General features: G+C 71.1%; 24 protein-coding genes and 1 pseudogene. 13 read left to right on the forward strand and 12 right to left on the reverse strand.

What is annotated here, in order from left to right:
- Positions 1–84 precede the first annotated feature (84 nt).
- Positions 85–1,344, forward strand: a complete 1,260-nt coding sequence (locus tag NUT86_RS25810; protein ID WP_093637789.1) for an amidohydrolase — start codon at positions 85–87, stop codon at positions 1,342–1,344.
- A 38-nt stretch (positions 1,345–1,382) separates the two neighbouring features.
- Here the strand turns inward: NUT86_RS25810 and NUT86_RS25815 are convergent, their stop codons facing one another.
- Both NUT86_RS25815 and NUT86_RS25820 read right to left on the reverse strand, forming a co-directional pair.
- The gene (locus NUT86_RS25815; protein WP_159486513.1) at positions 1,383–1,925 is read right to left on the reverse strand and encodes an NUDIX domain-containing protein; all 543 of its coding nucleotides are present in this window, start codon (positions 1,923–1,925) and stop codon (positions 1,383–1,385) included.
- 1 nt (position 1,926) lies between these two features.
- Positions 1,927–2,226 (reverse strand): annotated as a pseudogene (locus NUT86_RS25820) (tetratricopeptide repeat protein); the annotation flags it as partial.
- A gap of 295 nt (positions 2,227–2,521) precedes the next feature.
- Between NUT86_RS25820 and NUT86_RS25825 the strand changes: the two are divergent.
- The 5 genes from NUT86_RS25825 (at position 2,522) to NUT86_RS25845 (ending at position 8,194) form a co-directional block, all read left to right on the forward strand.
- Positions 2,522–3,553 (forward strand): BMP family lipoprotein, encoded by a 1,032-nt coding sequence (locus NUT86_RS25825; RefSeq protein WP_018089183.1) that lies wholly within the window; start codon positions 2,522–2,524, stop codon positions 3,551–3,553.
- Positions 3,554–3,682: 129 nt separating this feature from the next.
- Positions 3,683–5,344, forward strand: a complete 1,662-nt coding sequence (locus NUT86_RS25830) for an ABC transporter ATP-binding protein (RefSeq protein WP_446750833.1) — start codon at positions 3,683–3,685, stop codon at positions 5,342–5,344.
- Entirely contained in the window at positions 5,341–6,501 is a 1,161-nt protein-coding gene (locus tag NUT86_RS25835) for an ABC transporter permease (RefSeq protein ID WP_371874830.1), read from the forward strand. Before NUT86_RS25830 ends, NUT86_RS25835 begins: the two co-directional genes overlap by 4 nt.
- On the forward strand, positions 6,498–7,778 hold the full coding sequence (locus NUT86_RS25840) for an ABC transporter permease (protein ID WP_159486509.1): 1,281 nt from the start codon (positions 6,498–6,500) through the stop codon (positions 7,776–7,778). The genes NUT86_RS25835 and NUT86_RS25840 overlap by 4 nt, the downstream gene beginning before the upstream one ends.
- A complete protein-coding gene (locus NUT86_RS25845; protein WP_266438940.1) occupies positions 7,775–8,194 on the forward strand; it encodes a cytidine deaminase in 420 nt (139 codons plus the stop codon). Before NUT86_RS25840 ends, NUT86_RS25845 begins: the two co-directional genes overlap by 4 nt.
- A 125-nt stretch (positions 8,195–8,319) precedes the next feature.
- Here the strand turns inward: NUT86_RS25845 and NUT86_RS25850 are convergent, their stop codons facing one another.
- Entirely contained in the window at positions 8,320–8,874 is a 555-nt protein-coding gene (locus tag NUT86_RS25850; RefSeq protein ID WP_159486505.1) for a GNAT family N-acetyltransferase, read from the reverse strand.
- 63 nt (positions 8,875–8,937) lie between these two features.
- Entirely contained in the window at positions 8,938–9,237 is a 300-nt protein-coding gene (locus NUT86_RS25855) for a DUF6506 family protein (RefSeq protein ID WP_274737802.1), read from the reverse strand.
- Positions 9,238–9,480: 243 nt separating this feature from the next.
- On the opposite strand from NUT86_RS25855, the gene NUT86_RS25860 reads away from it, so the two are divergent.
- Together NUT86_RS25860 and NUT86_RS25865 are read left to right on the forward strand one after the other, a co-directional pair.
- Complete coding sequence (locus tag NUT86_RS25860) at positions 9,481–10,161, forward strand: S41 family peptidase (RefSeq protein ID WP_274737803.1); 681 nt, start codon at positions 9,481–9,483, stop codon at positions 10,159–10,161.
- A gap of 164 nt (positions 10,162–10,325) precedes the next feature.
- Complete coding sequence (locus tag NUT86_RS25865; RefSeq protein WP_159486499.1) at positions 10,326–11,603, forward strand: thymidine phosphorylase; 1,278 nt, start codon at positions 10,326–10,328, stop codon at positions 11,601–11,603.
- A 394-nt stretch (positions 11,604–11,997) separates the two neighbouring features.
- Here NUT86_RS25865 and NUT86_RS25870 read toward each other — a convergent pair whose 3' ends face one another.
- The gene (locus NUT86_RS25870) at positions 11,998–13,314 is read right to left on the reverse strand and encodes an MFS transporter (protein ID WP_266438948.1); all 1,317 of its coding nucleotides are present in this window, start codon (positions 13,312–13,314) and stop codon (positions 11,998–12,000) included.
- Between the two features lie 95 nt (positions 13,315–13,409).
- Between NUT86_RS25870 and NUT86_RS25875 the strand changes: the two genes are divergently transcribed.
- The gene (locus NUT86_RS25875; RefSeq protein ID WP_262038779.1) at positions 13,410–14,393 is read left to right on the forward strand and encodes a LysR family transcriptional regulator; all 984 of its coding nucleotides are present in this window, start codon (positions 13,410–13,412) and stop codon (positions 14,391–14,393) included.
- 191 nt (positions 14,394–14,584) lie between these two features.
- Here NUT86_RS25875 and NUT86_RS25880 read toward each other — a convergent pair whose 3' ends face one another.
- Positions 14,585–15,400: an alpha/beta hydrolase gene (locus NUT86_RS25880; protein WP_274737807.1), complete on the reverse strand. Its 816-nt coding sequence runs from the start codon at positions 15,398–15,400 to the stop codon at positions 14,585–14,587.
- Positions 15,401–15,503: 103 nt separating this feature from the next.
- On the opposite strand from NUT86_RS25880, the gene NUT86_RS25885 reads away from it, so the two are divergent.
- Together NUT86_RS25885 and NUT86_RS25890 are read left to right on the forward strand one after the other, a co-directional pair.
- On the forward strand, positions 15,504–16,664 hold the full coding sequence (locus NUT86_RS25885) for an adenosine deaminase (protein ID WP_093637315.1): 1,161 nt from the start codon (positions 15,504–15,506) through the stop codon (positions 16,662–16,664).
- Positions 16,665–16,805: 141 nt separating this feature from the next.
- Positions 16,806–17,081: a hypothetical protein gene (locus NUT86_RS25890; RefSeq protein WP_018089203.1), complete on the forward strand. Its 276-nt coding sequence runs from the start codon at positions 16,806–16,808 to the stop codon at positions 17,079–17,081.
- Between the two features lie 177 nt (positions 17,082–17,258).
- On the opposite strand, the gene NUT86_RS25895 is transcribed toward NUT86_RS25890, so the two are convergent.
- The 5 genes from NUT86_RS25895 to afsQ1 all read right to left on the reverse strand — a co-directional run bounded on the left by NUT86_RS25895 (position 17,259) and on the right by afsQ1 (position 21,231).
- Complete coding sequence (locus tag NUT86_RS25895; protein ID WP_274737808.1) at positions 17,259–17,471, reverse strand: PspC domain-containing protein; 213 nt, start codon at positions 17,469–17,471, stop codon at positions 17,259–17,261.
- A gap of 45 nt (positions 17,472–17,516) precedes the next feature.
- Positions 17,517–18,032, reverse strand: a complete 516-nt coding sequence (locus NUT86_RS25900) for a VanZ family protein (RefSeq protein WP_174857820.1) — start codon at positions 18,030–18,032, stop codon at positions 17,517–17,519.
- Between the two features lie 105 nt (positions 18,033–18,137).
- On the reverse strand, positions 18,138–18,764 hold the full coding sequence (locus NUT86_RS25905) for a hypothetical protein (RefSeq protein ID WP_229837998.1): 627 nt from the start codon (positions 18,762–18,764) through the stop codon (positions 18,138–18,140).
- Positions 18,761–20,557, reverse strand: a complete 1,797-nt coding sequence (locus tag NUT86_RS25910) for a sensor histidine kinase (protein WP_274737809.1) — start codon at positions 20,555–20,557, stop codon at positions 18,761–18,763. Before NUT86_RS25910 ends, NUT86_RS25905 begins: the two co-directional genes overlap by 4 nt.
- The gene (gene afsQ1, locus NUT86_RS25915) at positions 20,554–21,231 is read right to left on the reverse strand and encodes a two-component system response regulator AfsQ1 (protein WP_026169550.1); all 678 of its coding nucleotides are present in this window, start codon (positions 21,229–21,231) and stop codon (positions 20,554–20,556) included. The genes NUT86_RS25910 and afsQ1 overlap by 4 nt, the downstream gene beginning before the upstream one ends.
- 225 nt (positions 21,232–21,456) lie before the next feature.
- Here afsQ1 and NUT86_RS25920 point away from each other — a divergent pair, with 225 nt between their 5' ends.
- Positions 21,457–22,254, forward strand: a complete 798-nt coding sequence (locus tag NUT86_RS25920) for a SigE family RNA polymerase sigma factor (protein WP_018089209.1) — start codon at positions 21,457–21,459, stop codon at positions 22,252–22,254.
- A gap of 276 nt (positions 22,255–22,530) precedes the next feature.
- Here the strand turns inward: NUT86_RS25920 and NUT86_RS25925 are convergent, their stop codons facing one another.
- Complete coding sequence (locus NUT86_RS25925) at positions 22,531–23,187, reverse strand: ATP-binding protein (protein WP_274737813.1); 657 nt, start codon at positions 23,185–23,187, stop codon at positions 22,531–22,533.
- 156 nt (positions 23,188–23,343) lie between these two features.
- Between NUT86_RS25925 and NUT86_RS25930 the strand changes: the two genes are divergently transcribed.
- Positions 23,344–23,745, forward strand: coding sequence for a hypothetical protein (locus NUT86_RS25930; protein WP_266438957.1), 402 nt, complete (start codon positions 23,344–23,346; stop codon positions 23,743–23,745).
- The last annotated feature ends 31 nt before the right edge of the window (positions 23,746–23,776 follow it).

Genomic DNA, 23,776 nt, shown 5'->3' on the forward strand with positions numbered 1-23,776 from the left:
TCTTCCCCTAACGGGCTGAACTTTTGTTGATCGAAGGACAGTTGCCCCATCGGGACCCGTAACCTTCCACAGGTGAACCACGTGATGTCCCGAGATGTCAGCGCCGCCCGTACCCCCGCCGGGGACCAGCTCCCCGGCGCCCTCCCCGAGGCGCTGCGCGCCGAACTCGGCCTCTTCCGCCGCGACTTGCACAGGCATCCCGAACTCGGCAACCAGGAGTTCCGGACCACCGCGGCGATCAAGGAGCGGCTGGAGCGGGCCGGTCTGCGGCCCCGGGTACTGGCCACCGGCACCGGCCTGGTGTGTGACATCGGCACACGGGACGCCACGGCCGACGGGCGGGCCGTCGCGGCCGCCCCCGACCGCCCCCTGCTGGCGCTGCGCGCGGACATCGACGCCCTTCCCATCCCGGATACCAAGACCGTCGACTACGCCTCGACGGTCGCCGGCCGCGCCCACGCCTGCGGCCATGACGTGCACACCGTCGTCGTCCTCGGCGCCGGTCTGGTCCTGGCCGAGCTGGCCCGCGCCGGCGCCCTGCCGCGCCCCGTGCGCCTGCTCTTCCAGCCCGCCGAGGAGGTGCTGCCCGGCGGCGCCTCCGACGCGATCGAGTCCGGCGCCCTGGACGGCGTCGGCCGGATCCTCGCCGTCCACTGCGACCCGCGCGTCGACGCCGGCCGGATCGGGCTCCGTACGGGAGCGATCACCTCGGCCTGCGACCGGCTGGAGGTCGAGCTGGACGGCCCCGGCGGCCACACCGCCCGCCCGCACCTGACCACCGACATGGTCACCGCCGCGTCCCGGGTCGCCCTGGACGTACCGGCGCTGCTCGCCCGCCGGGTCGACGCCCGCGCCGGCCTGGCCGTCACCTGGGGCCGGCTGGCCTCCGGCCACGCCTGCAACGTCATCCCGCAGCACGCCGAACTCTCCGGCACCGTCCGCTGTCTCGATCTCGACGCCTGGCGGCGCGCCCCGGACCTGGTGCATGCCGCGATCGACGAGGTCGCCGCACTGCACGGCGCGAAGTCGCAGATCACCTACGTCCGCGGGGTCCCGCCGGTGGTCAACGAACCGGTCACCGTCCAGCTGCTGCACTCCGCGATGGCCGCCCGCCGCGGCGAGGGCGCCATCGAGGACACCGAGCAGTCCCTCGGCGGCGAGGACTTCTCCTGGTACCTCGAACACGTCCCCGGCGCCATGGCCCGCCTAGGCGTCCACCCACCCGCCGACCCCACACACCGGGACCTGCACCGCGGCGACTTCGACGTGGACGAACAGGCGATCAAGGTGGGGGTGGAGCTCTTCACCGCCTGCGCGCTCCTCGACGGAGACCTCGCGGACTGAGCGCCGAGCATCCGGGCGGCGCTGCTGGACGGGGATCTCTAGGCGCGCGGTGCCCAGCCGTCCAGCGAGACCTCCGGCCCGCCGGCGAGATAGCGGTGAAGGGCGCTGGCGGTGGTGCCGACAAATTCCTCGGGGATGGAGTCGGTACTGACCCATTGCACCTGGGCGTGCTTCTTGGGCTCGCGGTTCTCGGGCTCGCCACTCCACGCGTCCGCGACAAAGACGATGGTGAGGAAGCCATTGGGAGCCTCGACACCCCAGGCTCCATGGATGACGTGGGCGATGCGAAGGGCCTCGGGCTTGACGACGAGACCGGTCTCTTCGTGCAGCTCGCGGACGGCCGTCTCGGTGACCGGCTCGCCGGGCTCGCTCTTTCCGACCGGGAGGTCCCACATCCCCTGGGCGAACTTGGCCTGCTCACTGCGCTGCAGGAGGACGACCCGATTGGTCTCCTTGTCGTGCACGATGACGGCCGCGACCAGGAGCGTCATGGATTCGAGTGCAGGCTTGAGCGCTTGAGGGCTGGGGTCGGTCTTGGGCTGAGCCACGATGGTCCCTTCGTCGGCCAGGTTGATCGGCATGCTAGATCAGCGCCTCGCTTACGCGGCGGGCGAGTTCGGCGGCACCGGGGACTTTGCGCCGCTGGTAGACCACGAGCGTGGGTCTGATGGAAGAGATCGCCTTACGGGTGCGGTCCGAGGTCATGCCCGCCATGAGGGTCACTGCCTGAGTCCAAGCGGCGATGGCTTCGTCGGCACGGACCTGGGCGGCGAGGCTGTCGCCGAGGTCGGCGTGGGTGAGAGCGTGGACGCGCTTGTACTTCACGGGGTCCCAGCGGGTGAGGGCGTCGCGATGCTGCTGCTCGGTGCCGATGTGGTCGGCGCAGTGCTGAGGTTCGTTCGCAGGGCGAGCCGAAGCCTGTCGACGTCGCCTAGTTCGTCGCGGCACTCATGATCGAACTCGCATGGCGGATAAATGGCCGCGAAATGTATATATCGCCCCGTTCCGGCGAGGAGCCGGGACGGGCTTCGCATATCGCCCGCCGTGTTTCGTCCAGGTGCCCTACGCCTCGAATCGATAACGTCCACGCAGTGGAGGGTTTTGCGCCAGGTCTACGCGCGTTAATCTCCCGACAAGCCAGCGCCACTGGGGGCGCTTAGAGCGAAGGGAAGGCCCCGTGCGTCGGGTCATCAGGATTGCCGCCGCGGCCACCGCCACCGCGGTCCTCGCGCTCACCGCCACCGCGTGCGGTCAGAGCTTTGCCGAGGCCAACCGCGCCAAACACGCGGGGGTCGGGTTGGCCTTCGACATCGGCGGCCGGGACGACCACTCGTTCAACGAAGCGGCCGCCCGCGGTGCGGAGAACGCGACCAAGAAGCTGGGCGTCAACGTCAAGATGCTCACCGCCAAGAACGGCGAGACCGAGGCGGACCGCGAGCAGCGGCTCACCTCCTTCGCCGAGGCCGGCTACAACCCGGTCATCGGCGTCGGCTTCGCCTACAGCCAGTCCGTGCAGAACGTGGCCAAGGACTTCCCCGACACCACCTTCGGTGTCGTGGACGCCGTGCCGGAGGGCAAGAACGTCGATGCGATGGTCTTCGCCGAGCACGAGGGCTCGTATCTGGCGGGCGTCGCGGCCGCGCTGAAGAGCAAGACCCACAAGGTGGGCTTCATCGGTGGCGTGAACAATGCGCTGATCCAGAAGTTCCAGGCCGGCTTCGAGCAGGGGGTCCGCGACACCGACCCGAAGGCCAAGGTCACCTCGCAGTACCTGTACCCCAACAACGACAAGGGGTTCAACGACCCGGCCGCCGCCAAGGCCAAGGCCGGCGGCATGCTCGACAGCGGTGTCGATGTGATCTACACGGCGGCCGGGCAGTCGGGCGCCGGGACCATCGAGGCGGTCAGCAAGGTCAAGGGCGCCTGGGCGATCGGCGTGGACTCGGACCAGTACCAGCAGCCGGGCCTGGCCCGCTACAAGGACCGGATCCTCACCTCGGTCGTGAAGAACGTCGATGTGGCCGTGTTCGACCTGATCAAGAGCGCCGAGGACGGCAAGCCGCTGACCGGCATCCACGCCTACGACCTCAAGCACAGCGGGGTGTCGCTCGCGACCTCGGGCGGGTTCATCAAGGACATCCAGCCGCAGATCGACGCGGCCCGGAAGAAGATCATCGAGGGCAAGGTGAAGGTCAAGGAGACGCCGTAGCCCGGGACCACCGCCGCCCCGGGGCGCCGCAGCGCCGGACCCCCGGGGGCGAGCCCCCGTCCCCCTTGTGACCTTCCGGTCCCTGACTTTCCGTCCTTTCCGCTCCTTCATCCCTGAGGGGAGTGCGCCATCAACGCAGCATCCACGAGCAGCGGCCCCGCCGTCCCGGACGCCCCCGCTGTAGAACTCCGCGGAATCACCAAAAGGTTCCCCGGCGTCGTGGCCAACCACGACATCCACCTCACCGTGCGCCGCGGCACCGTCCACGCCCTGTGCGGCGAGAACGGTGCCGGCAAGTCCACCCTGATGAAGATCCTCTACGGCATGCAGAAGCCGGACGAGGGCACCATCGCGCTGGGCGGCGAGCAGGTCACCCTGCACACCCCGGCGGACGCCATCGCCCGCGGCATCGGCATGGTGCACCAGCACTTCATGCTCGCCGACAACCTCACCGTCCTGGAGAACACCGTTCTCGGCGCGGAGAAGCTGCACGGCATCGGTGCCGGCGCCCGCGCGAAGATAAAGGAGATCTCGGACGCGTACGGGCTGAACATCCGGCCCGACGTCCTGGTCGAGGACCTCGGAGTCGCCGACCGCCAGCGGGTGGAGATCCTCAAGGTCCTCTACCGCGGCGCCCGCACGCTCATCCTCGACGAGCCGACCGCCGTCCTGGTCCCGCAGGAGGTCGACGCGCTCTTCGACAACCTGCGCGAGCTCAAGTCCGAGGGCCTGACCGTCATCTTCATCTCGCACAAGCTGGGCGAGGTGCTCTCGGTCGCCGACGACATCACCGTCATACGGCGCGGCACCACCGTGGCCTCGGTCGAACCGTCCGGGACCACCCCCAAGCAGCTGGCCGAGCTGATGGTCGGCAGCGAACTGCCGTCCCCCGAGACCCGCGAATCGACGGTCACCGACGAGGAGATGCTCCGCGTCAGCGACGTCCACCTCTCCGCGACCGACTCCGACGGAGTGGTCCGCACCGTCCTGGACGGCATCTCCTTCACCATCCACAAGGGCGAGGTGCTGGGCGTCGCCGGTGTCGAGGGCAACGGCCAGGCCGAACTGGTCGAGGCCGTCATGGGCACCCGCCGCCCCGACCGCGGCGCGATCACCCTGGACGGCACGGACCTGTCCGGCGCCTCCACCCGCGCCCGGCGAGAGGGCGGCATCGGCTACATCCCCGAGGACCGCCACCGCCACGGCCTGCTGCTGGAAGCCCCGCTGTGGGAGAACCGCATCCTGGGCCATGTCACCGAGCGCCCCAACAGCAAGGGCAAGCTCCTCGACATCCCCGGCGCCCGCAGGGACACCGCGCGCATCGTCGAGGAGTACGACGTGCGCACCCCCGGCATCGAGGTCACCGCGTCCTCGCTCTCCGGCGGCAACCAGCAGAAGCTGATCGTCGGCCGCGAGATGAGCCACCAGCCCAAGCTGCTGATCGCCGCCCACCCCACCCGCGGGGTCGACGTCGGTGCGCAGGCGCAGATCTGGGAACAGATCCGCGAGGCGCGCCGCGAGGGCCTGGCGGTGCTGCTGATCTCTGCCGACCTGGACGAGCTGATCGGGCTGTCCGACACCCTGCGGGTGATGTACCGGGGCCGGCTGGTCGCGGACGCGGACCCCGCCGTCATCACCCCGGAGGAGTTGGGCTCCGCCATGACCGGTGCCGCCAGAGGCCACCTCAGCGCGTCGGAAGACGGTGCGCCGGAAGACGGTGCGCCGGAAAAGGGTGCGCCGGAAGACGGTGCGTCGCCCGACGCCGGTGAGCAGGAGGGGGACGAGCAGTGAGCACCTCCACCAAGAACCCCGCCGTGGACGCCATCGCCAAGAGCGCCACCCGCGACAAGGTGATCCTGGCGATCGCCGCGCCCGTCCTGGCCATCGTCGCCGCGATAGTGATCTCGTCCCTGGTCTTCCTGGCGTCGGGGGAGAACCCCTTCCGCGCCTACGGGATCATGGCCGATTACGGTCATTACAGCGACAGCCAGGTCTGGATCATCAACAAGGCGGTGCCGTACTACCTTTCGGCGCTGGCGGTCGCCATCGGCTTCCGTATGAACCTCTTCAACATCGGTGTCGACGGCCAGTACCGCCTCGCGGCGTTCGCGGCCGCGGCGGTCGGCGGCGCCATCGCGCTGCCCGGCGCGATCCAGATCATCCTGCTCATCGTCATCGCGATGCTGGTCGGCGCGATCTGGTCCGGCATCGCCGGTCTCCTCAAGACCACCCGTGGCGTCAGCGAAGTGATCACCACGATCATGCTGAACGCCATCGCCGCCTCGATCATCGGCTACTTCCTGCAGGACGGCCGCCTCGCCATCAAGGACGGCAACCTCCTCCACACCAAGTTCCTGCCGGAATCCAGCCACTTCTTCTCCTTCCCGACCCACCCCAAGCCCGTCTACGGCTTCGTGGTGATCGCGATCCTGGCCGGTGCGCTGTACTGGTTCGGGATCAACCGCACCCGCTTCGGCTTCGACCTGCGCGCCGTGGGCGCCTCCGAGCCGGCCGCCGAGGCCAGCGGCGTCAGCGTCAAGCGCATGGTCATCAGCAGCATGCTGCTGTCCGGCGCCGCGGCCGGTCTGGTCGGTATGCCGACCCTGCTCGGCGAGTCCTTCCAGTACGGCACGGACTTCCCGGCCGGTATCGGCTTCACCGGTATCGCCATCGCGCTGCTCGGCCGCAACCACCCCATCGGCATGGCCTTCGGCGCCCTGCTGTGGGCCTTCCTCGACCGCACCGGCTCCCGGCTGGAGTTCGAGGGGTACGCCCAGGAAATCGTCGGCGTCATCCAGGGCGTCATCGTCCTGTGCGTGGTCATCGCCTACGAGATCGTGCGCCGCTACGGGCTGAACCTGCAGCAGCGCAAGGTCGGCGAGGAGCTGGCCGTCCTGTCCCGCACGACGAACTCTGACAAGAGCGACAAGCCGGAGGTGTCGGCGTGAGTACGGACCTCAAGACCGCGACGAAGCTCGCGGTCCCCGGGAAGGGGAGCCGGCGCAAGCTGACCTACCCCTGGATCCTGCTGATCATCGCCATCGGCCTGGTCGCCGTCTCCGCCCTCCGGGCCATCACCGGCACCGCGGACCTCACCTCCACCGGCCAGTTCGGCGCCGCACTGAGCGCCGCCGTACCGATCGGCCTGGCGGGCCTGGGCGGACTGTGGTCCGAGCGGGCGGGCGTGGTCAACATCGGCCTCGAAGGCATGATGATGCTCGGCTCGTTCGCGGCCGGCTGGGTCGGCTGGCAGCACGGCCCCTGGGCGGCCGCCGCGGCCGGCATCATCGGCGGCGCGCTCGGCGGTCTGATCCACGCCATCGCCACCGTGACCTTCGGCGTCGACCACATCGTCTCCGGTGTCGCGGTCAACATCCTGGCGCTCGGGGCCACCCAGTACCTGGCCACGCTGTGGTTCGGCCAGGAAGGCAGCGCGGCCATGGCGGCCGGCGGCAACGACAAGCAGTCCCCGCCGATGCCCGACATGCCGACGTTCACCGTCCCCGGCCTCTCGGACGCGCTGAACACCCTGGAGGGCCACCACTGGTTCCTGGTCTCCGACGTCGCCGGCATCCTCGGCGCCGCGGTCACCAACGTCTCCTGGCTGACCCTGCTCACCATCGCCCTGTTCGTCGGCACCTTCTACGTACTCTGGCGCTCCTCGTTCGGCCTGCGGCTGCGCTCCTGCGGCGAGGCCCCGATCTCGGCCGAGAGCCTGGGCGTCAACGTCTACTCGTACAAGTACGCGGCGGTGCTGGTCTCCGGCGCGCTGGCCGGCCTCGGCGGTGCCTTCCTCTCCATCGGGGTGCACTTCTACCAGGACGGCCAGACCGGCGGCCGCGGCTACATCGGTCTCGCCACGATGATCTTCGGCAACTGGCGGCCGGGCGGCGTCGCGATGGGCGCGGGCCTGTTCGGCTTCATGGACGCCATGCAGCTGCGCAGCGGCGGCCCGACCGTCCATGCGCTGCTCCTGGGCCTGGCCGCGCTCCTCGCGGTGCTCGCCCTGTTCCGGCTGCGCGCCGCCAAGCGCACCCAGGCCGTGGTCGCCGGCATAGCCGCCGCCGTCCTGGTCATCTGGTACGCCCTGGCCGACACCGTTCCGCTCGAACTGGTCGAGGCGAGCCCCTACATCGCCACCCTGCTGGTACTCGCCCTCTTCTCCCAGCGGCTGCGGCCGCCGAAGGCGAACGGCAAGCCCTACCGCCGAGGACAAGGCACATGACACCACCGGTGCCGGTCGACTGGACCGCACTGCGCGCGCAGGCCCGGGACGCCATGTCCCGGGCCTACGCCCCGTATTCCGGCTACCCCGTAGGCGCCGCCGCCCTAGTGGACGACGGCCGCACCATCACCGGCTGCAACGTCGAGAACGCCTCCTACGGCCTCTCCCTCTGCGCCGAATGCGGCCTGATCTCCGCCCTGTTCGCCGACCGCCCCGACAACGCCGCCCCCGCCCCCCGCCTGACCGCCTTCACCTGCGTCGACGGCACGGGCGCCCTCCTCGTCCCCTGCGGCCGCTGCCGCCAGCTGCTGTACGAGCACGGGGGGCCTGAGCTTTTGGTCGACACGGCGGGCGGCATCCGCCCGCTGGCGGAGCTGCTGCCGGATGCATTCGGGCCGGGGCATTTGAGGGGGTGACGGGGGCGGGCGGTATCCGAGGGTACGCGTACCCGGAGAGCCGCGAGCGACAAGCAAGCGGCTCTGCCCCCGCCACCCAGGCCGACAGCGCCTGCTGGAGACGACCACGGCACCGGACTGACAGCTCAGCCGAGCTGGAGAGCCATCACGTCATGGAGAGCCGCGCCCTCCCAGGGGCGGGCCTCACCCACCTTGCGGTAACCCCAGGACCGGTAAGCCGCGTGAGCCGCCTCGGCGGCCGGTAGCGCATTGAGCAGCACGCGCTCTTCGTTGGCTCCCGCGAGGAGCGCCTCGTGCAGTCGCCGGCCGACCCCGAGTTGACGCCAGCGCTTTCGTACCGCGAACTCCATGAGGCCGAACGTGCGTTGCCCGTCTTCTCGCCTGAGTTCGGCCGGGACGGGGGTGACCAGGCGGTCCCACCAATCCGCCGCGGCACTGAGCGGATGGCCGTACGCGATGCCCACCGGCTCACCGCCGGCGGTACGGGCCAGCGCAGCACGAAAGGTGGATTTGCGGACCTGGGAGCGGAAACGGCGGAAGGTCGCCGCTACCGATTCCGGGGTTTCCTCATACGGTTCCTCCGCGAACACCTCGGCGTAGACAAGCCTGAACGCGGGCTCGGCCCGCGCGGCGGCCGGGCCGTCCAAGGGCTCGATAGTGATTGCCTCTGGCGCTGTCATCACGGCCTCCTCGCTCTGGGCCGGCCCGGGCCGCCCCCTTCGAAAGGAAGGAGGCGGCGCACGTCAGGAGAAAATCGCGTGCACCTGATCGACCGCTTCGGGCCCATAGCCCACTACGCCCACGGGGACCGCGCCGTCGATCGCCTCGATGACGCGCCCGGCCCATACCGGGCCGAACCCCCCGCACAGTTCGATGAGTTGCACACCCTCGGCCACCAGGCGGCGCGCTGCCTCGATGCCCTCCTCAGGCTTCTCCACCCCGACGAACACACTGCGGCACGTACCCGTGTCCACGGCCCTGACATCGCCACCTGCCGTACTGCCGTCCGCCGTGTAGATGAACCCCCAGTGCGTGAGCGCCATGCGTATCGACCTCCTGTGATCGGCAGAGCCACCAGCCAAGCAGAATCAGGGCGGAAATGGCCTGGATCGGGGATGATTCGTGAGCGATCCGCGCGAACGCTGCGGCCCGTACTCCGGGTGCGCGCACCGTCCGCACAACGACGCCGACCACGCTCGCGCATGACCGTCGGACAGGTTCTGGCTCCGACGTGTCGAAGACCGCGGGGTCTTGTCCGAAACGGGGGTGCTGGTGAAATGGGTGAAATGTCCGTAGCGGCTCCGTCCGGGGGGACGTCGCCGGTGCGCGACTACCTGGAGGCGGTCCTGGATCTGCTGGAGGAGCACGCGCTCAACCGCGAACGGGTGGACTGGGCGCGGGTACGGCGGGAAGCGGAGGCGCAGATCGCGGACGCGACGGCGACGGTGACGGGACAGGCCTACGGGGGCGCGGAGGTGGAGAGGCGGTGCATACGAGAAGGGGCCGCCGTCGTGCGTGATCTGGACCGTCACCGCCCGAAAGGCTGGGTCGTGGACCTGCGCGGCAACGCCGGCGGCTCGATGTACCCCATGCTCACGGTGCTCGCTCCGCTGCTCGGGCACGGGCGCCTGGGATCCTTCGTCGACGCCGCGGGCGAGGTGTCCGGACGCTGGCTGCTCCGGGGCGGTGTGGTGTACGTGGACGACGAGGCGCTCTCGGCGACCCCCCACCCGTATCTGCCGGCCGAACCCGAGCCGCCCGTCGCGGTCCTCATCGACGGAAGGACCATGAGCGCCGGAGAAACCACCCTCTCACAGTGGCCCGCGAGGCCGATCGGACCGGCCGCCTCTACGGCAACGCTCCCATCGCCCCGGACCAGCCCACGCCGGGGGATGCCGACGCGCTCACCGACGCCGTGGCGTGGCTACGGTCCGTTCGGACCCCGTCCGCAGGGGGGAGCCGGGTGAAGGGGTAAGGCGTCAGCCGGGCCGGCTGCGGCCGAAGCCGGCCCGGCTGACGGGCGATGGCGGTGCCAAGCGCGTTCGCCCGCGGGTGAACGGCCCCCGCCCTCCCTGGCCACCCCGGCATCTATGCGTGTAGAACGTACCTACCCGTTCGAAAGGAACCGTCCATGGACGCCATCTCCGTCATCCGCACCAAGCGCGACCGCGGCGAGCTGACCCCCGATCAGATCGACTGGGTCATCGACGCCTACACCCGCGGCGAGGTCGCCCACGAGCAGATGTCGTCCCTGGCGATGGCGATCTTCCTCAACGGTATGAACCGCACGGAGATCGCCCGCTGGACGGCCGCGATGATCGCCTCCGGTGAGCGGATGGACTTCTCGTCGCTGCCCCGCCCCACCGCCGACAAGCACTCCACCGGCGGCGTCGGCGACAAGATCACTCTGCCGCTCGCCCCGCTCGTCGCCGCCTGTGGCGCGGCCGTCCCGCAGCTCTCCGGGCGCGGCCTCGGCCACACCGGCGGCACCCTCGACAAGCTCGAAGCCATCCCGGGCTGGCGCGCGACGCTCTCCAACGAGGAGATGCTGAACGTCCTGCACGACGTCGGCTCGGTCATCTGCGCCGCCGGTGACGGTCTCGCCCCCGCCGACAAGAAGCTCTACGCGCTCCGCGATGTCACCGGCACCGTCGAGTCGATCCCCCTGATCGCCTCCTCGATCATGTCCAAGAAGATCGCCGAGGGCACCGGTTCCCTCGTCCTGGACGTCAAGGTCGGCTCCGGCGCCTTCATGAAGGACCTCGACAACGCCCGGGAACTGGCCTCCACGATGGTCGAGTTGGGTACCGACCACGGGGTGAAGACCGTTGCGCTGCTCACCGACATGGCCACCCCGCTCGGCCTGACCGCAGGCAATGCCCTCGAAGTACGGGAATCCGTCGAGGTGTTGGCCGGCGGCGGCCCGCAGGACGTCGTCGAGCTGACCCTGGCGCTGGCCCGCGAGATGCTGGACGCGGCCGGTCTCAAGGACGCCGACCCGGCCAAGGCGCTGGCCGACGGCTCCGCCATGGACCACTGGCGCCGCATGATCAGCGCCCAGGGCGGCGACCCCGACGCGGCCCTCCCCGTGGCCCGCGAACAGCATGTCGTCACCGCTTCTTCCTCCGGCATCCTCACCACCCTCGATGCCTATGCGGTGGGTCTTGCCGCCTGGCGCCTGGGCGCCGGCCGTGCGCGCAAGGAGGACCCGGTCCAGGCCGGCGCGGGCGTGGAGCTGCACGCCAAGCCGGGCGACACGGTCACCGCGGGCCAGCCCCTGCTGACCCTGCACACCGACACCCCGGAGAAGTTCCCCTACGCCCTGGAGGCCCTCGACGGCGGCGTACTCGTCGGCCCCGAGGACGCGGCCTTCGCCACCACTCCGGTGGTGCTGGAACGCATCGGTTGAGGCGGCCGGGACGCCCGAGCCCTTCGGGGCAGGGCGTCCCGCCTTCCGCCCTCCCGGTCATGCCGCATATGGCTCTGCGCCACGGGCCCGAAGGCCGGTGGAGTTGAAGGTGCTCAGCGCCCTCGCCGGGCAGTTCCCCGGCTTCGCGGAGAAGGTGCAGCGCGGCTCCGGTGCCGAGCGCACCATCCGCGAGGTCGTGGCGGCCCAGCGGGACAAGCGGTAGCCGGGTGGCCGAGGCCGAGGCCGTCGCCTACCGCCGGCCGCGGAACGTCACCCTCCGCGAGATCGTTCTCGCCGCCACTGGCCAGGAAGGCCGACCGGCACCGAGGGGGAAGGGCGAAGGGCCCGCCCCGCCAGGACAGGTGGCAGGGCGGGCCCTTCGGACTGCGGGTGGCTACGCGGCCTTTTCCAGGTGGAGGAGGCGGCGTTCGGCCACGGCCTTGCGGGTGGCGTAGAGGGTGATCGAGGCGGCGCCGAGCATCGCGGCGAGGCCGAGGAGGACGGTGCCCTCCCAGCCGACGGCGTGGAAGGCGGCGGCGCCGAGCGCGCCGCCCAGGCTGCTGCCGACGTAGTACGCGCACTGGTACAGCGCCGACGCCTGGGCGCGCGCCGTCTTGGCGGTGCGGCTGACCGAGGACGAGGCGACCGCATGGCCCGCGAAGAAGCCCGCGGTGATCAGGATGAGGCCGGCCAGCACCGCGGCGACAGAGTCGGCGAGGGAGAGCAGCAGACCCGTGGAGGTGGTGCCGACGGCCAAATACAGGGCGCCGCGACGGCCCACCCGGGCGACCAGCTGGCCGGCCGCGGCCGAGGAGACCGTACCGACCAGGTAGACCACGAAGATCGAACCGACAATGCCCTGCGGGAGGTTGAACGGCTCGGAGACCAGGCGGTAGCCGATGACCGTGTAGACCGCGCCGAAGACCGTCATGAACAGCCCGCCGATGGCGTAGAGGCGGCGCAGCAGCGGGTCGGCCAGATGGCTGCCGAGCGTACGGGCCAGCGCCCGCGGACCCACCGAACGGGGCGCGAAATGCCGGGCCTTGGGGACCAGCAGCCGGAAGGTCACCGCGCACACCACGGCCAGCACACCCACCGCGGCGAGCGCCGCCCGCCAGCCCCAGGCCTGCGCGACCCAGCCGGTCACGATCCGGCCGGACATCCCGCCGATGCTGTTGCCCGCCACGAACAGTCCGATGGCCGCCACCAGCGCCTTGGCGCGCACCTCCTCGGCCAGGAAGGCCATCGCCGAGGCCGGCAGCCCGGCCAGCGCCACGCCCTGGATGCCGCGCAGCGCGATCAGCGCACCGAGCGACGGGGCGAACGGCACCAGCATCGCGATCAGCGCGGCCACCGAGAGGGACACCGTCATCAGCGTGCGCCGGCCGAAGCGTTCGGAGACCGCGCTCAGCGGGATCACGCCGAGCGCCAGGCCGAAGGTCGCCGCGGATACGGTCCAGCTCGCCTGGTCCGGACTCACCCCGAGGTCACCGGAGATCGCGGGCAACAGTGCCTGCGTGGAGTAGAGGAGGGCGAAGGTGGCTACTCCGGCGGCGAAGAGGGCGAAGCTCATCCGGCGGTAGCCGGGGCCGCCCGGCCGCAGCTTGCCCGCTTCGGGGTCGGGCGCGGCGGCGGTAGAGGAGTCAGGGGACGACTGGGGAGAGGCGGCCGCACGGTCGGTTACGGACGCCCCGGTATCAGCGGGAGGCATGTTTCGAAAGTAAGCCTCTGTGTTTCATGCGTCCAATGCATGGAAACGGCATAATCGATGCTGTGGCACATGATCGCAGGTCGCAAGGGCCGCTGTTGCAAGGTCGCAACAGAAAAGACACCGCCGGTTCGGGCCGGGCCGGGGCGGACACGGGGGAGGTGGCCGAGCTCGGCGCCGACTCGTGGGCGGTGACCCTCGCCCCGCGGCTCGCCCAGTTCACCGCCGTCGCCCGGCACGAACACGTCACCCGCGCCGCGCAGGAGCTCGGGATGCCGCAGCCGACGCTCAGCCGGGCCATCGTCCGCCTGGAGGAGGACCTCGGGGTCGCCCTCTTCGCCCGGCACGGCCGCACCCTCTCCCTCACCCCGGCGGGCCGCGCCTTTCTCGCCTCCACCGAGCGGGCGCTCACGGACCTGGAGCGGGCGACGGAGTCCGTACGGGCCGATGTCGACCCCGCGGCCGGGAAGGTGGCGTTCGGCTTTCTGCACACCCTCGGGTCGGAGACCGTGCCCGGCCTGATCCGCAGCTTCCGCGCCGACCATCCGCGCGTCCGCTTCCAGCTCGTCCAGAACTACGGCGAGGCCATGATCGAGCGGCTGCGGGCCGGTGACCTCGATCTGTGTCTGACCTCGCCGGTGCCCGACTACCCGGACCTGGTCGCCCGCCGGCTCGACGAGCAGAAGCTCCGCCTGGTCGTCCCGGACGACCATCCGCTGGCCGCCCGCAAGCGCATCCGGCTCGCGGAGGCCGCCGGCGAACTGTTCGTGACCCTCGAACCGGGCTACGGGCTGCGCCGGATCACCGACGCGCTGTGCGCCGAGGCGGGTTTCACGCCGCGGGTCGCGTTCGAGGGGGAGGAGGCCGAGACGCTGCGCGGGCTGGTGGCGGCCGGGCTGGGCGTGGCCCTGCTTCCGCCACCGGCCGTGCCCCGCCCCGGCGTCGCCGAGCTGACCGTGACGGCACCGCGCGCGGTCCGCGAGATCGGCGTCGCCTGGCTGGACGGCCATCCGGACACCCCGCCGGTGGCCGCGTTCAAGAAGTTCCTGCTGAGCCGGAGGGGGCGGCTGCTGCCCAGGTGACGGATGGGCCTGCTGTCCAGGGGCGAGGACGGCCGGTGCGCAGCGATGCCCCCGACGGCCCGCGACCGGCCCGCGGCCGGGTGACGGGTGCGGCCCGGCTGGGGCCTGCGGCGGCCGGTGCGGAAGCGATGGCCCCGGCGTCCGCCGCCGGATGACGGTGGTGCCGGGGCCTGCCGCGTTCAGTGCCGCGTTCAGTGCCGCAGTGACGCCCCGAAGCCCGCTGCCAGCGGCATCCGCAGACCCAGCGGCGGCGGTGCGGCCAGCGCGTCCTTCACCGGTCTGGCATAGCCCCGGGCGAAGAGCGAGCCGAGCATGAAGTCGGAGGCCAGGGCCAGGACTTCGGCACGGTGCTGATGCAGCGAATGGCCGTCGGAGTGCACCTCGAAGCGGCAGATGTCCCGGTTGACCTTCTTGGCGCGCTCGGCGTAGCGGTACGACAGATCCGGGTCGGTGCGCTCGTCGTTGGTGCCGTGGATGAGCAGGACCTGCCGGCCGATGAGCTGTTTCACCGGATCGGGCTGTGCGTCGTCCCGGTGCGGGTCGGGCAGCCAAGGGGCGATCGCCAGCACGGAGTTGACGGCGGGGTGCCCCGCGGCGTGCAGGGCGGCGCGGGCACCCATGCCCGTACCGACGAGGCAGACCGGGACATCGCCGTAGCGGCGGACCACCTCCTCCAGGGCCCAGTCCGCGTCCCGCGCCGGATGGGCCTCGGTCCCGTTCCAGCCGCTGCAGCGGTAGCGCACGACATGGGCCGTCAGGCCCTCAGGGCGCCCCGCCTTCGCCAGCCGGACCGCCAGCGGGCGCACCGCCAGTGCCGCCACCGGCGAAGGGCGCCGTACCCCGGTCGGTCCGCCGCCGGGCAGTAAAAGCGCGACCCCGCTCACCTCCCGGCCGGTGCCGCGCCTGCCGCCCCTCCTCCGGAGCGCTTCCCGCGCCCCTTCCTTGCCGGCCGTTCCCAGCGGTTTTCCGAGCCGGGCCTCACGCACCGGCAGCGCTTGCTGAGCCATGACCAGAACGATGGCAGAAGGACGCGTGCCCGCCACCCCGTGGACGGGTCACTGTTGCGTATCGTTCGATGAGATCTACGCGCGTAGGGGCTAGAGTGCCGAAATGACGAGCGAGACCACCACCCAGCCGACCAGTGAACAGATCCGCCGCGCCCCCAAGGTGCTGCTCCACGATCACCTCGACGGCGGCCTGCGCCCCGCCACCGTCGTCGAGCTTGCCCGTGAGAACGGCTACGAGGGACTGCCCGAAACCGACCCGGACAAGCTCGGGATCTGGTTCCGTGAGGCCAGTGACTCCGGCTCGCTCGAGCGCTACCTGGAGACCTTCGCCCACACCTGCGCCGTCATGCAGACCCGCGACGCACTGGCCCGGGTGGCCGCCGAGTGCGCCGAGGACCTGGCCGCCGACGGTGTGGTCTACGCCGAGGTCAGGTACGCGCCCGAGCAGCACCTGGAGCAGGGCCTGACCCTCGAAGAGGTCGTCGAGGCGGTCAACGAGGGCTTCCGCGAGGGCGAGCGCCGGGCCCGCGAGAACGGCCACCGCATCCGCGTCGGGGCGCTGCTCACCGCCATGCGGCACGCCGCCCGCGCCCTGGAGATCGCCGAACTCGCCAACCGCTACCGGGACACCGGCGTCGTCGGCTTCGACATCGCGGGCGCCGAGGCCGGCTACCCGCCCACCCGCCACCTCGACGCCTTCGAGTACCTCAAGCGGGAGAACAACCACTTCACCATCCACGCCGGTGAGGCCTTCGGCCTGCCGTCGATCTGGCAGGCCCTCCAGTGGTGCGGCGCCGACCGCCTCGGCCACGGCGTCCGGATCATCGACGACATCGAGGTCGCCGACGACGGCTCGGTCAAGCTCGGCCGGCTCGCCTCGTACGTACGGGACAAGCGCATCCCGCTGGAGATGTGCCCGACCTCCAACCTCCAGACCGGCGCCGCCCCCTCCTACGCCGAGCACCCCATCGGCCTGCTGCGCCGGCTGCAGTTCCGGCTCACGGTCAACACCGACAACCGGCTGATGAGCCACACGAGCATGTCCGAGGAATTCGAGCACCTGGTCAAGACATTCCGATACACGCTCGATGACATGCAGTGGTTTACAGTCAATGCGATGAAATCAGCGTTCATTCCTTTCGATGAACGTCTGGCCATGATCAATGACGTCATCAAGCCCGGTTACGCGGAACTCCGGGCCGAATGGCTGTTCCGTCCGGCGACCACAACGTCCCCTGTGAGCAGTGCTTCTGACCCTGCGTAAGGGGTGGCGCGAGCCTATAGCGCAACGGCCGGTGGAATGTCCACCGGCCGTTTTTTCTTTGGTCGTGGCTGTTTGCGGCGCCGGTTGCCGCCTCAGTAGGTTGATTTGCCGGTCAAGCCCCCATCATGAGGACGTAATTCGATGAAGCAGGGAACCATCAAGACTCTCGGTACCGTCGCGCTCGGTGCCGCTTTCGCCGTCACCGCCGCGGGCGTCGCCAGCGCGGCCCCGGCGCTCGACACCGCCGGGGTGCTGAAGAGCCTGCCGGTGAAGGACGCCACCAAGACCGTCTCCGGGCTCACCAAGGCCAAGGCGAAGGGCAACGACGTCAAGACCAAGGTCAACTCCCAGGGCAACAAGCTGCTGGGCGGCCTGCCGACCAACGCCGTCACCAAGACCCTCCCCCTGGGTGGCTGATCCCGCCACGCGGCTCGTCCCCTAGGGACGCGTCATGCGCCGTGCCCCGGCCGAACGCCTCGTGCGGACGGCCGGGGCATCGTCATGCGCTGCCGGGAAACCGGGCGGCGCGGCGCCCGGTCGGCATCCGCGCCGGGCCGCGGGGCGGCCTGCCGGGCAGCCCGCCGGGCGGAACGGTCACCAGGCGGCTGCGCTGGTGGCGGCCTTCTCCTCCGAGGGGAGGAATATCCACAGCGCCAGGTAGACCAGGAACTGCGGGCCGGGCAGCAGACACGACACCACGAAGAGCACGCGCATCGTCGTCGGCGTCATACCGAAGCGACGGGCCAGGCCCGCGCACACTCCGGCGATCACTCGGTTGTTGCTGGGGCGGACCAGTGCGGCGGCCATGATGCGGACTCCTTTATGACTCGGTGGGGCGATTGCCCCGATGCCTCAAAGGTAGGTCCGGCTGCCGGAGAGAGCATCAGCCTGCGGGGCCAGTCCAACCCTGGGGATTCTCGGGGTTACCTCCCCGAGATCCCCGTACCGGCGACGTAGCCGGCGCCGGGCACCGGGGACGACCGTCAGATGCGTCAGGGCCACTCCGAGCGAGCCGAGCAGCACCGAGTCGATGTCCGGGACCCGGCCGGGCACCCCTGACTGCAGCAGCTCGATGGCCAGCGCGATCATCGCGCCGGCGAACACGGTGCGGGTCAGGGACACCAGCGGAGAAACGTTCAGCCGGCCCGCCGAGAGGGGCAGCAGCACGCCCAGCGGCGCCAGCAGCAGCACCGAGCCGCCCAGATGCTGTATGGCCTCCCAGGAAGGGCCGGTCGCCAGCTCCGCCTGGATCGTCGCCAGCGGTTCGAGGTTCGTGGCCGACACCCAGGGCACCGTGCGGGGACGCAACGTCAGCCAGCCGACGATCAGCAGATGCGCCACAAGGAGGAGAAGTCCGGTGACGCGCATACGGGGGACGGCGGTGGTGCCGGGGCCATGACGCTGCACAAAGGCCAGGACGCGACCAGCGGTGGCTGTGGTTCCGCCCAATTGCGCCCGTCTTGGCCCGCCGGGTCAGCCCTCTTCCGACAACGGGTCTCCCCAGCCGGTGTTCTCCGCGATGTCCGGATTGGCCAGCACCTCTGCGGAGCACTCGTAGCGGTGCGCCGTATCGTCGCCCGGTCCGCCCAGCACCGCCGCATGGGTCCGGCCCAGCGCCGGGCTCGCGCCGTAGGTGCACACCAGCTGGGCCAGCGCGAAGGACGGCAGATCGTCCGGCCGGATGCTCAGCCGCAGCGCATCCGCGGGATCGCCCGTGCGCGGCGCCGCGACCTTCAGGTCCTGGGGCAGCGCGCTGCTGAAGCCGGCCCGGTCCTCGTCGTGCGACGGCTGCCGCTGCAGCTCCTTCAGCAGCGCACGGGCGGTCGGCAGCCGCGGTTCGGTGCCCGCCGTGTTCTTGGGCAGCGACACCGTCCGCTCCACCTGGGCCAGCGCCGAGCCGCACACCAGATAGACGGTGGCCTGGGCCCCGCCGGGCGGGTTGGGCGCCGGGTCGCTCGCCGGGGCCTTGCAGCTCACCCGCGAGGGCGCACGGCCCGCATCGACCGGTACCGACGTGCCCCGGATCCCGCAGCCCGCGGCGGCGAGCGTGAGCGCCACCACTGCGGCGGTGCGCCGCCCCGTCCGCCTGCTCGGCGTCATCGCCCGTCCTCCGTGCCCTCGTCATCCGCGCGGGCCGTGCCGCCGTCCCTCCGGTCGCCGTCCGTCAGCGGCGCGGCGTCCATCGGCAGCCGCAGTGTGAAGGCCGCGCCGCCTTCGGGGAAGTTGGCCGCGGTGATCTCCCCGCCGTGGATATGTGCGTTCTCCAGCGCGATCGACAGCCCCAGACCGCTGCCCTCCGACCGCGGCCGGGAGGCGCTCGCCTTGTAGAAGCGGTCGAAGACATGCGGAAGGACTTCTTCCGGGATGCCGGGGCCGTGATCCCGTACGCGGATCACCAGCGTCCCGCCCCCGGGCCGCTCCGCGCCCGCCGCCTGCTCGGAGCGCTCCGGCCCCTCGTCCTCCGTACCGGCCTCCGGTCCGCCGGACCCGTCGGGCGCGGCCGGCCCGCCGGAGACGGCCGTGCTGCCCGTCCGGCCGCCCGCGACGTCACCCGCCACGTCCTCGGTGTGCACCGAGACCCGCACCGGTGAGCCGCCGTGCTTGAGGGCGTTGCCGATCAGATTCGCCAGGATCACATCGAGCCGCCGCGGGTCCAGACGGGCCACGATGCCGCGGTCCGCGTCCAGCTCGACCGCGTCCAGCCAGGCCCGGGCGTCGATACAGGCGGTCACCTGGTCCGCGACATCGACATCGTCCAGCACCAGCCGGGCCGTGCCCGCGTCGAAGCGGGTGACCTCCATCAGGTTCTCCACGAGGTCGTTCAGCCGCCGCGTCTCGCTGACCACCAGCTGCACGGCCGGCGCGATCATCGGGTCGAGGGAGTCCGCCTCCTCCTCCAGCACCTCGGAGACCGCGGTGATCGCGGTCAGCGGCGTCCGCAGCTCGTGCGACATATCGGCGACGAACCGCCGGGACGCCGCCTCGCGCCCGCTCAGCTCCTCGACCCGCTGCTCCAGACGCTCGGCCGTACGGTTGAACGTCCGGGACAGATCGGCCAGTTCGTCCGTGCCGGTCACCCGCAGCCGGGTGTCCAGCCGCCCCTCGCCCAGCTGCCGCGCCGCATGCCCCAGCCGCTGTACGGGCCGCAGCACGGTCGTCGCCGCGGCCTGCGCCAGCAGCGCCGAGCCGACCAGCGCGAGCGCGGTCGCGATCCCCAGCGACCAGGCCAGCGAGTTGAGGTCCTGCCGCTCGGTGGCCAGCGACTTCATCATGTAGCCGGTGGGCCCGCCGCCGATCACCTTCGCCCCGGCGACGAGATAGGGGGCGTCCCCGACCTCCTTGCGCTGCCAGTACAGATGGTGCGGATAGCGGTTGGACTCGTCGACCCGACGCACCTCGTCGACCGCGGTCCGCAGCGACACGGGCACGCTGTTCAGCGTCAGCAGATTCTTGTTCGTGGTGGCCGCGCAGGCCTTGCCCTCGCGGTCAACCCCTATCAACAGCACCGCGTAGTCCTGCGGCCCGGCCGCCATCTGCCGCGCCGCGTCCTGCAGTTCGGCACAGCGCGGACGCAGCGGCAGCGACCGCGTACTGTCCTCCAGCGACTTGCGGAAGTCGTTGAGGACGGCGTTCTGGGTGCGCTCCAGAACGGTGTTGCGGTTGAGCCAGTACGCGATGCCCGACGCCGAGACCGCGGCCGTCAGCGCCACCAGCGCGAAGACCACGACCAGCCGCAGCCGCAGACTGGTCCAGCGCAGCAGCCCCGACGCACGGCGTAGCCCGCGCAGCACCCGCTGCAGCCGCCGCCGGCCGGCCGAGGGCGCGGCCGTTTCCCCGGCCTCGCCGCCCGCATTGTCCTTCGTCGAACCGCCGCCCGCGGAACGTTCCCTCACTGCGGCGAATCCAGCCGGTAGCCGACGCCACGGACCGTACGGATCAGGGTCGGCGAGGACGGCACGTCCTCCACCTTCGCCCGCAGCCGCTGCACACACGCGTCCACCAGGCGCGAGTCGCCGAGGTAGTCGTGCTCCCACACCAGCCGCAGCAGCTGCTGCCGGGACAGCGCCTGACCGGGCCGGCGGCTCAGCTCCAGCAGCAACCGCAGTTCGGTCGGTGTCAGTTGCAGATCCTCGCCGTTCTTGGTGACCGTCATCGCCGACCGGTCGATCACCAGCGAGCCGAACGTCGCCGAATCACTGGACTCCCGCTCGCCCCGGCGCAGCACGGCCCGGATCCGGGCGTCCAGCACCCGGCCCTGGACCGGTTTGACGACATAGTCGTCGGCGCCGGACTCCAGCCCCACCACGACGTCGATGTCATCGTTACGCGCGGTGAGCAGGATGATGGGCAGCTGGTCCGTACGCCTGATCCGCCGGCACACCTCGAAACCGTCGATGCCCGGCAGCATCACATCCAGCACGATCAGGTCCGGGCGCTGCTCACGCAGCAGCTTCAGGCCGTCCTCGCCCGTCGCCGCGGTCACCACACGGTGACCCTGGCGGGACAGCGAGAGTTCGAGAGCCGTGCGGATGGCGTCGTCGTCCTCGATCAGCAACAGGAAAGGCACTCAGCCATTCTGGCCCATGGGACGCCGGGACATCGACCAGTGGCGCTCTCGTACACAAGGCCCACGCTCGTGAGGCCCTCGCGACGCGCCGCACCGGGGCCTGTGACAGGCCTGTGACAGTCGACGGACAACGCGATGAAACTGGCTTGGCAGTCTTTTGGGCACCGGGAGAGATCAACAACCCGGACACACCGAACGAGCTGGCTCTACGACGGGGGGCGCGAGATGAACACACTGCACGGCACCACTTCCAGCGCAGTTATCACGCGACTCCACGATGTCGTCCGGTCCGGCGAGAAGTCCGGTGCCGTGCGGGGATGCACCCGCGGCACCGCGCGTCAGCGGCCGCCCTTCATGGTGGCCATCGACGCGACGACGGTGGAACTCAACCGGGGGCACGGGGGCAATGCCGCCCACGGGGGAGAAAACGGGGGAAACACCGGGGGAGCGGAGTACAGGGAGGCCACGGGGGAACGGCGTTCCCCGGCGGAGACGGCGGAGGCCGAAGCGGCCTTCACCGCCTACGTCCAGGAGCGCCGGGCCTCCCTGTACGCCACCGCCTACCACCTGACCGGCGACCGCTACGAGGCCGAGGACCTGCTGCAGAGCGCACTGTTCTCGACCTACCGGGCGTGGGACCGGATCAGTGACAAGGCGGCGCTCGGCGGCTATCTGCGCCGGACGATGACCAATCTGCACATCAGTGCCTGGCGCCGGCGCAAGCTCAACGAGTACCCGACCGAGGAGCTGCCGGAGACGGCCGGCGACGTGGACGCGATGCGCGGCACCGAGCTGCGCGCCGTGCTGTGGCAGGCGCTGGTCCGGCTGCCCGAGACGCAGCGCACGATGCTGGTGCTGCGCTACTACGAGGGCCGTACGGACCCGGAGATCGCGGACATTCTCAACATCAGTGTCGGCACGGTGAAGTCGAGCATCTGGCGCGCCCTGCGCCGGCTGCGTGAGGACGAGGTCCTCAGCTTCGGCCGTGACGAGGAGGAGTCCTTCGGCGAGCTGGTGGCCTGAGGATCCGGGGGGAGCCCGAGGGGGGACCAGGGGGAACGCCCGAGGGGGGAACGGGGATACGGGGGAACCGGCCGAAGCGGAGTGATCCACGGAGGCCGGACGTATCGGGGGATACGGGGGAAGCACGGGGGAGCAGGGGGGATCACGGGGGAGAGAAAAGCGGGTTCGGACGGCCGGGGGGTCTGTCCGAGCCCGCTCCTTCGTGTGTGCCTCCGCGTGCAGCGCGCGCCCGCGCCGCCGGCTGCGCTGAACCGGCCGCCGCCCGCCGCCCGCGCCTCAGGAACGTACGGCCGCGTCCACCGTGTCCGCTGCCCCCGCGGCCGATATGCGGGCCAGCGCCTCCGGCTTGGCGCAGGGGTGCGCGCCCAGGGCGGTGTGCCGGGCGACGACCGAGCGTTCGTCGCGCAGCAGCCGCAGTCCGCGGCGTACGAGATACGGGGCGGACTTGCGGCCCTCGCGCAGATCCCGCGCCAGCCGCCGGCGGAAGGTGGTGGTCGGCCGGCCGCGCAGACACAGCGCATCGGCCAGCAGCCCCGCGGCCCGGCAGTCCGCGATGATCTCGGCCGCGAAGATGCCCTCCGCGATGAACAGCGGGGCGCCGCCGAGGTCGAGACACGAGGCGCCGACCCGGGCGCTGGCCGCGATGTCGTACACCGGGACGTCGGCACGCCCCGTACGGCACAGCGCGTCGATGGCCGCGAGGGCGGCGCCGGCGTCCCAGGACTGCGGTGCGTCCCAGTCGGCGCCGCCGCCGTCGGGCAGTTGCGGCAGTGTCGGGTCCGTCCCCTCCTTGTAGAAGTCGTCGAGGTTCAGGACGGGGAGGCCGCTGCGCATGGCCAGGGAGGTCTTCCCGGAGCCCGACGGGCCGGTCAGCAGAACGACCCGGATGGGGAACGCAGGGGAGGACGGCGGGGTGCACGAGTGGGAGCTCACGGGCACCCATTGTCGCGTATTGCGCCGTGTGGGGTACCCCTGGCGCGCGAGGTGGATCGGCCCCCGCAGCTCAACTACGCTACGCAGTCAATTGATTACCCGAATGCTGTGGCTCGTACAGCACTTCGACCCCTTCGATCCACAGGCAGGTGGCACATGCCCTCCCATGCGCGTCCCAAGCCCAGCCGCGTTCCCCGCACGTTGCTGCGGGCCGGACTGGTGATCTCCGCGGCCGGTGCCGCGCTCGCGGCGGGCGGTGCGGCGACGGCGAGCGCGGCCCCGGCCGCCGCGGACCGCGCCACCGACACCGGTGCCGCGGCCTCGGGACTGACCGGCGCACTGCTGCACTCCGCGGCCGGCGGCCTCGGCCCGGTCAAGAACCTCCAGCTGGACCCGCTGGCCAACACCTCCGTCGACCCGCTCGCCAACGCCGTGAGCACCCAGATCGCCGACTTCAAGCCGGTGGGCACCGAGCTGCTGACCGGCACCCTCTCGAACGGTGCCGCGCTCAAGGACCTGCCGCTGATCGGGCAGGTGACGAGGGTGCTGCCGGGGTGAGCGGTTGCGGCCGGGCCGCGGTCCGGCGCGG

Origin of the sequence: Streptomyces sp. G7(2002) (assembly GCF_028870195.1) — a bacterium.
GTDB lineage: Bacteria > Actinomycetota > Actinomycetes > Streptomycetales > Streptomycetaceae > Streptomyces > Streptomyces nigrescens.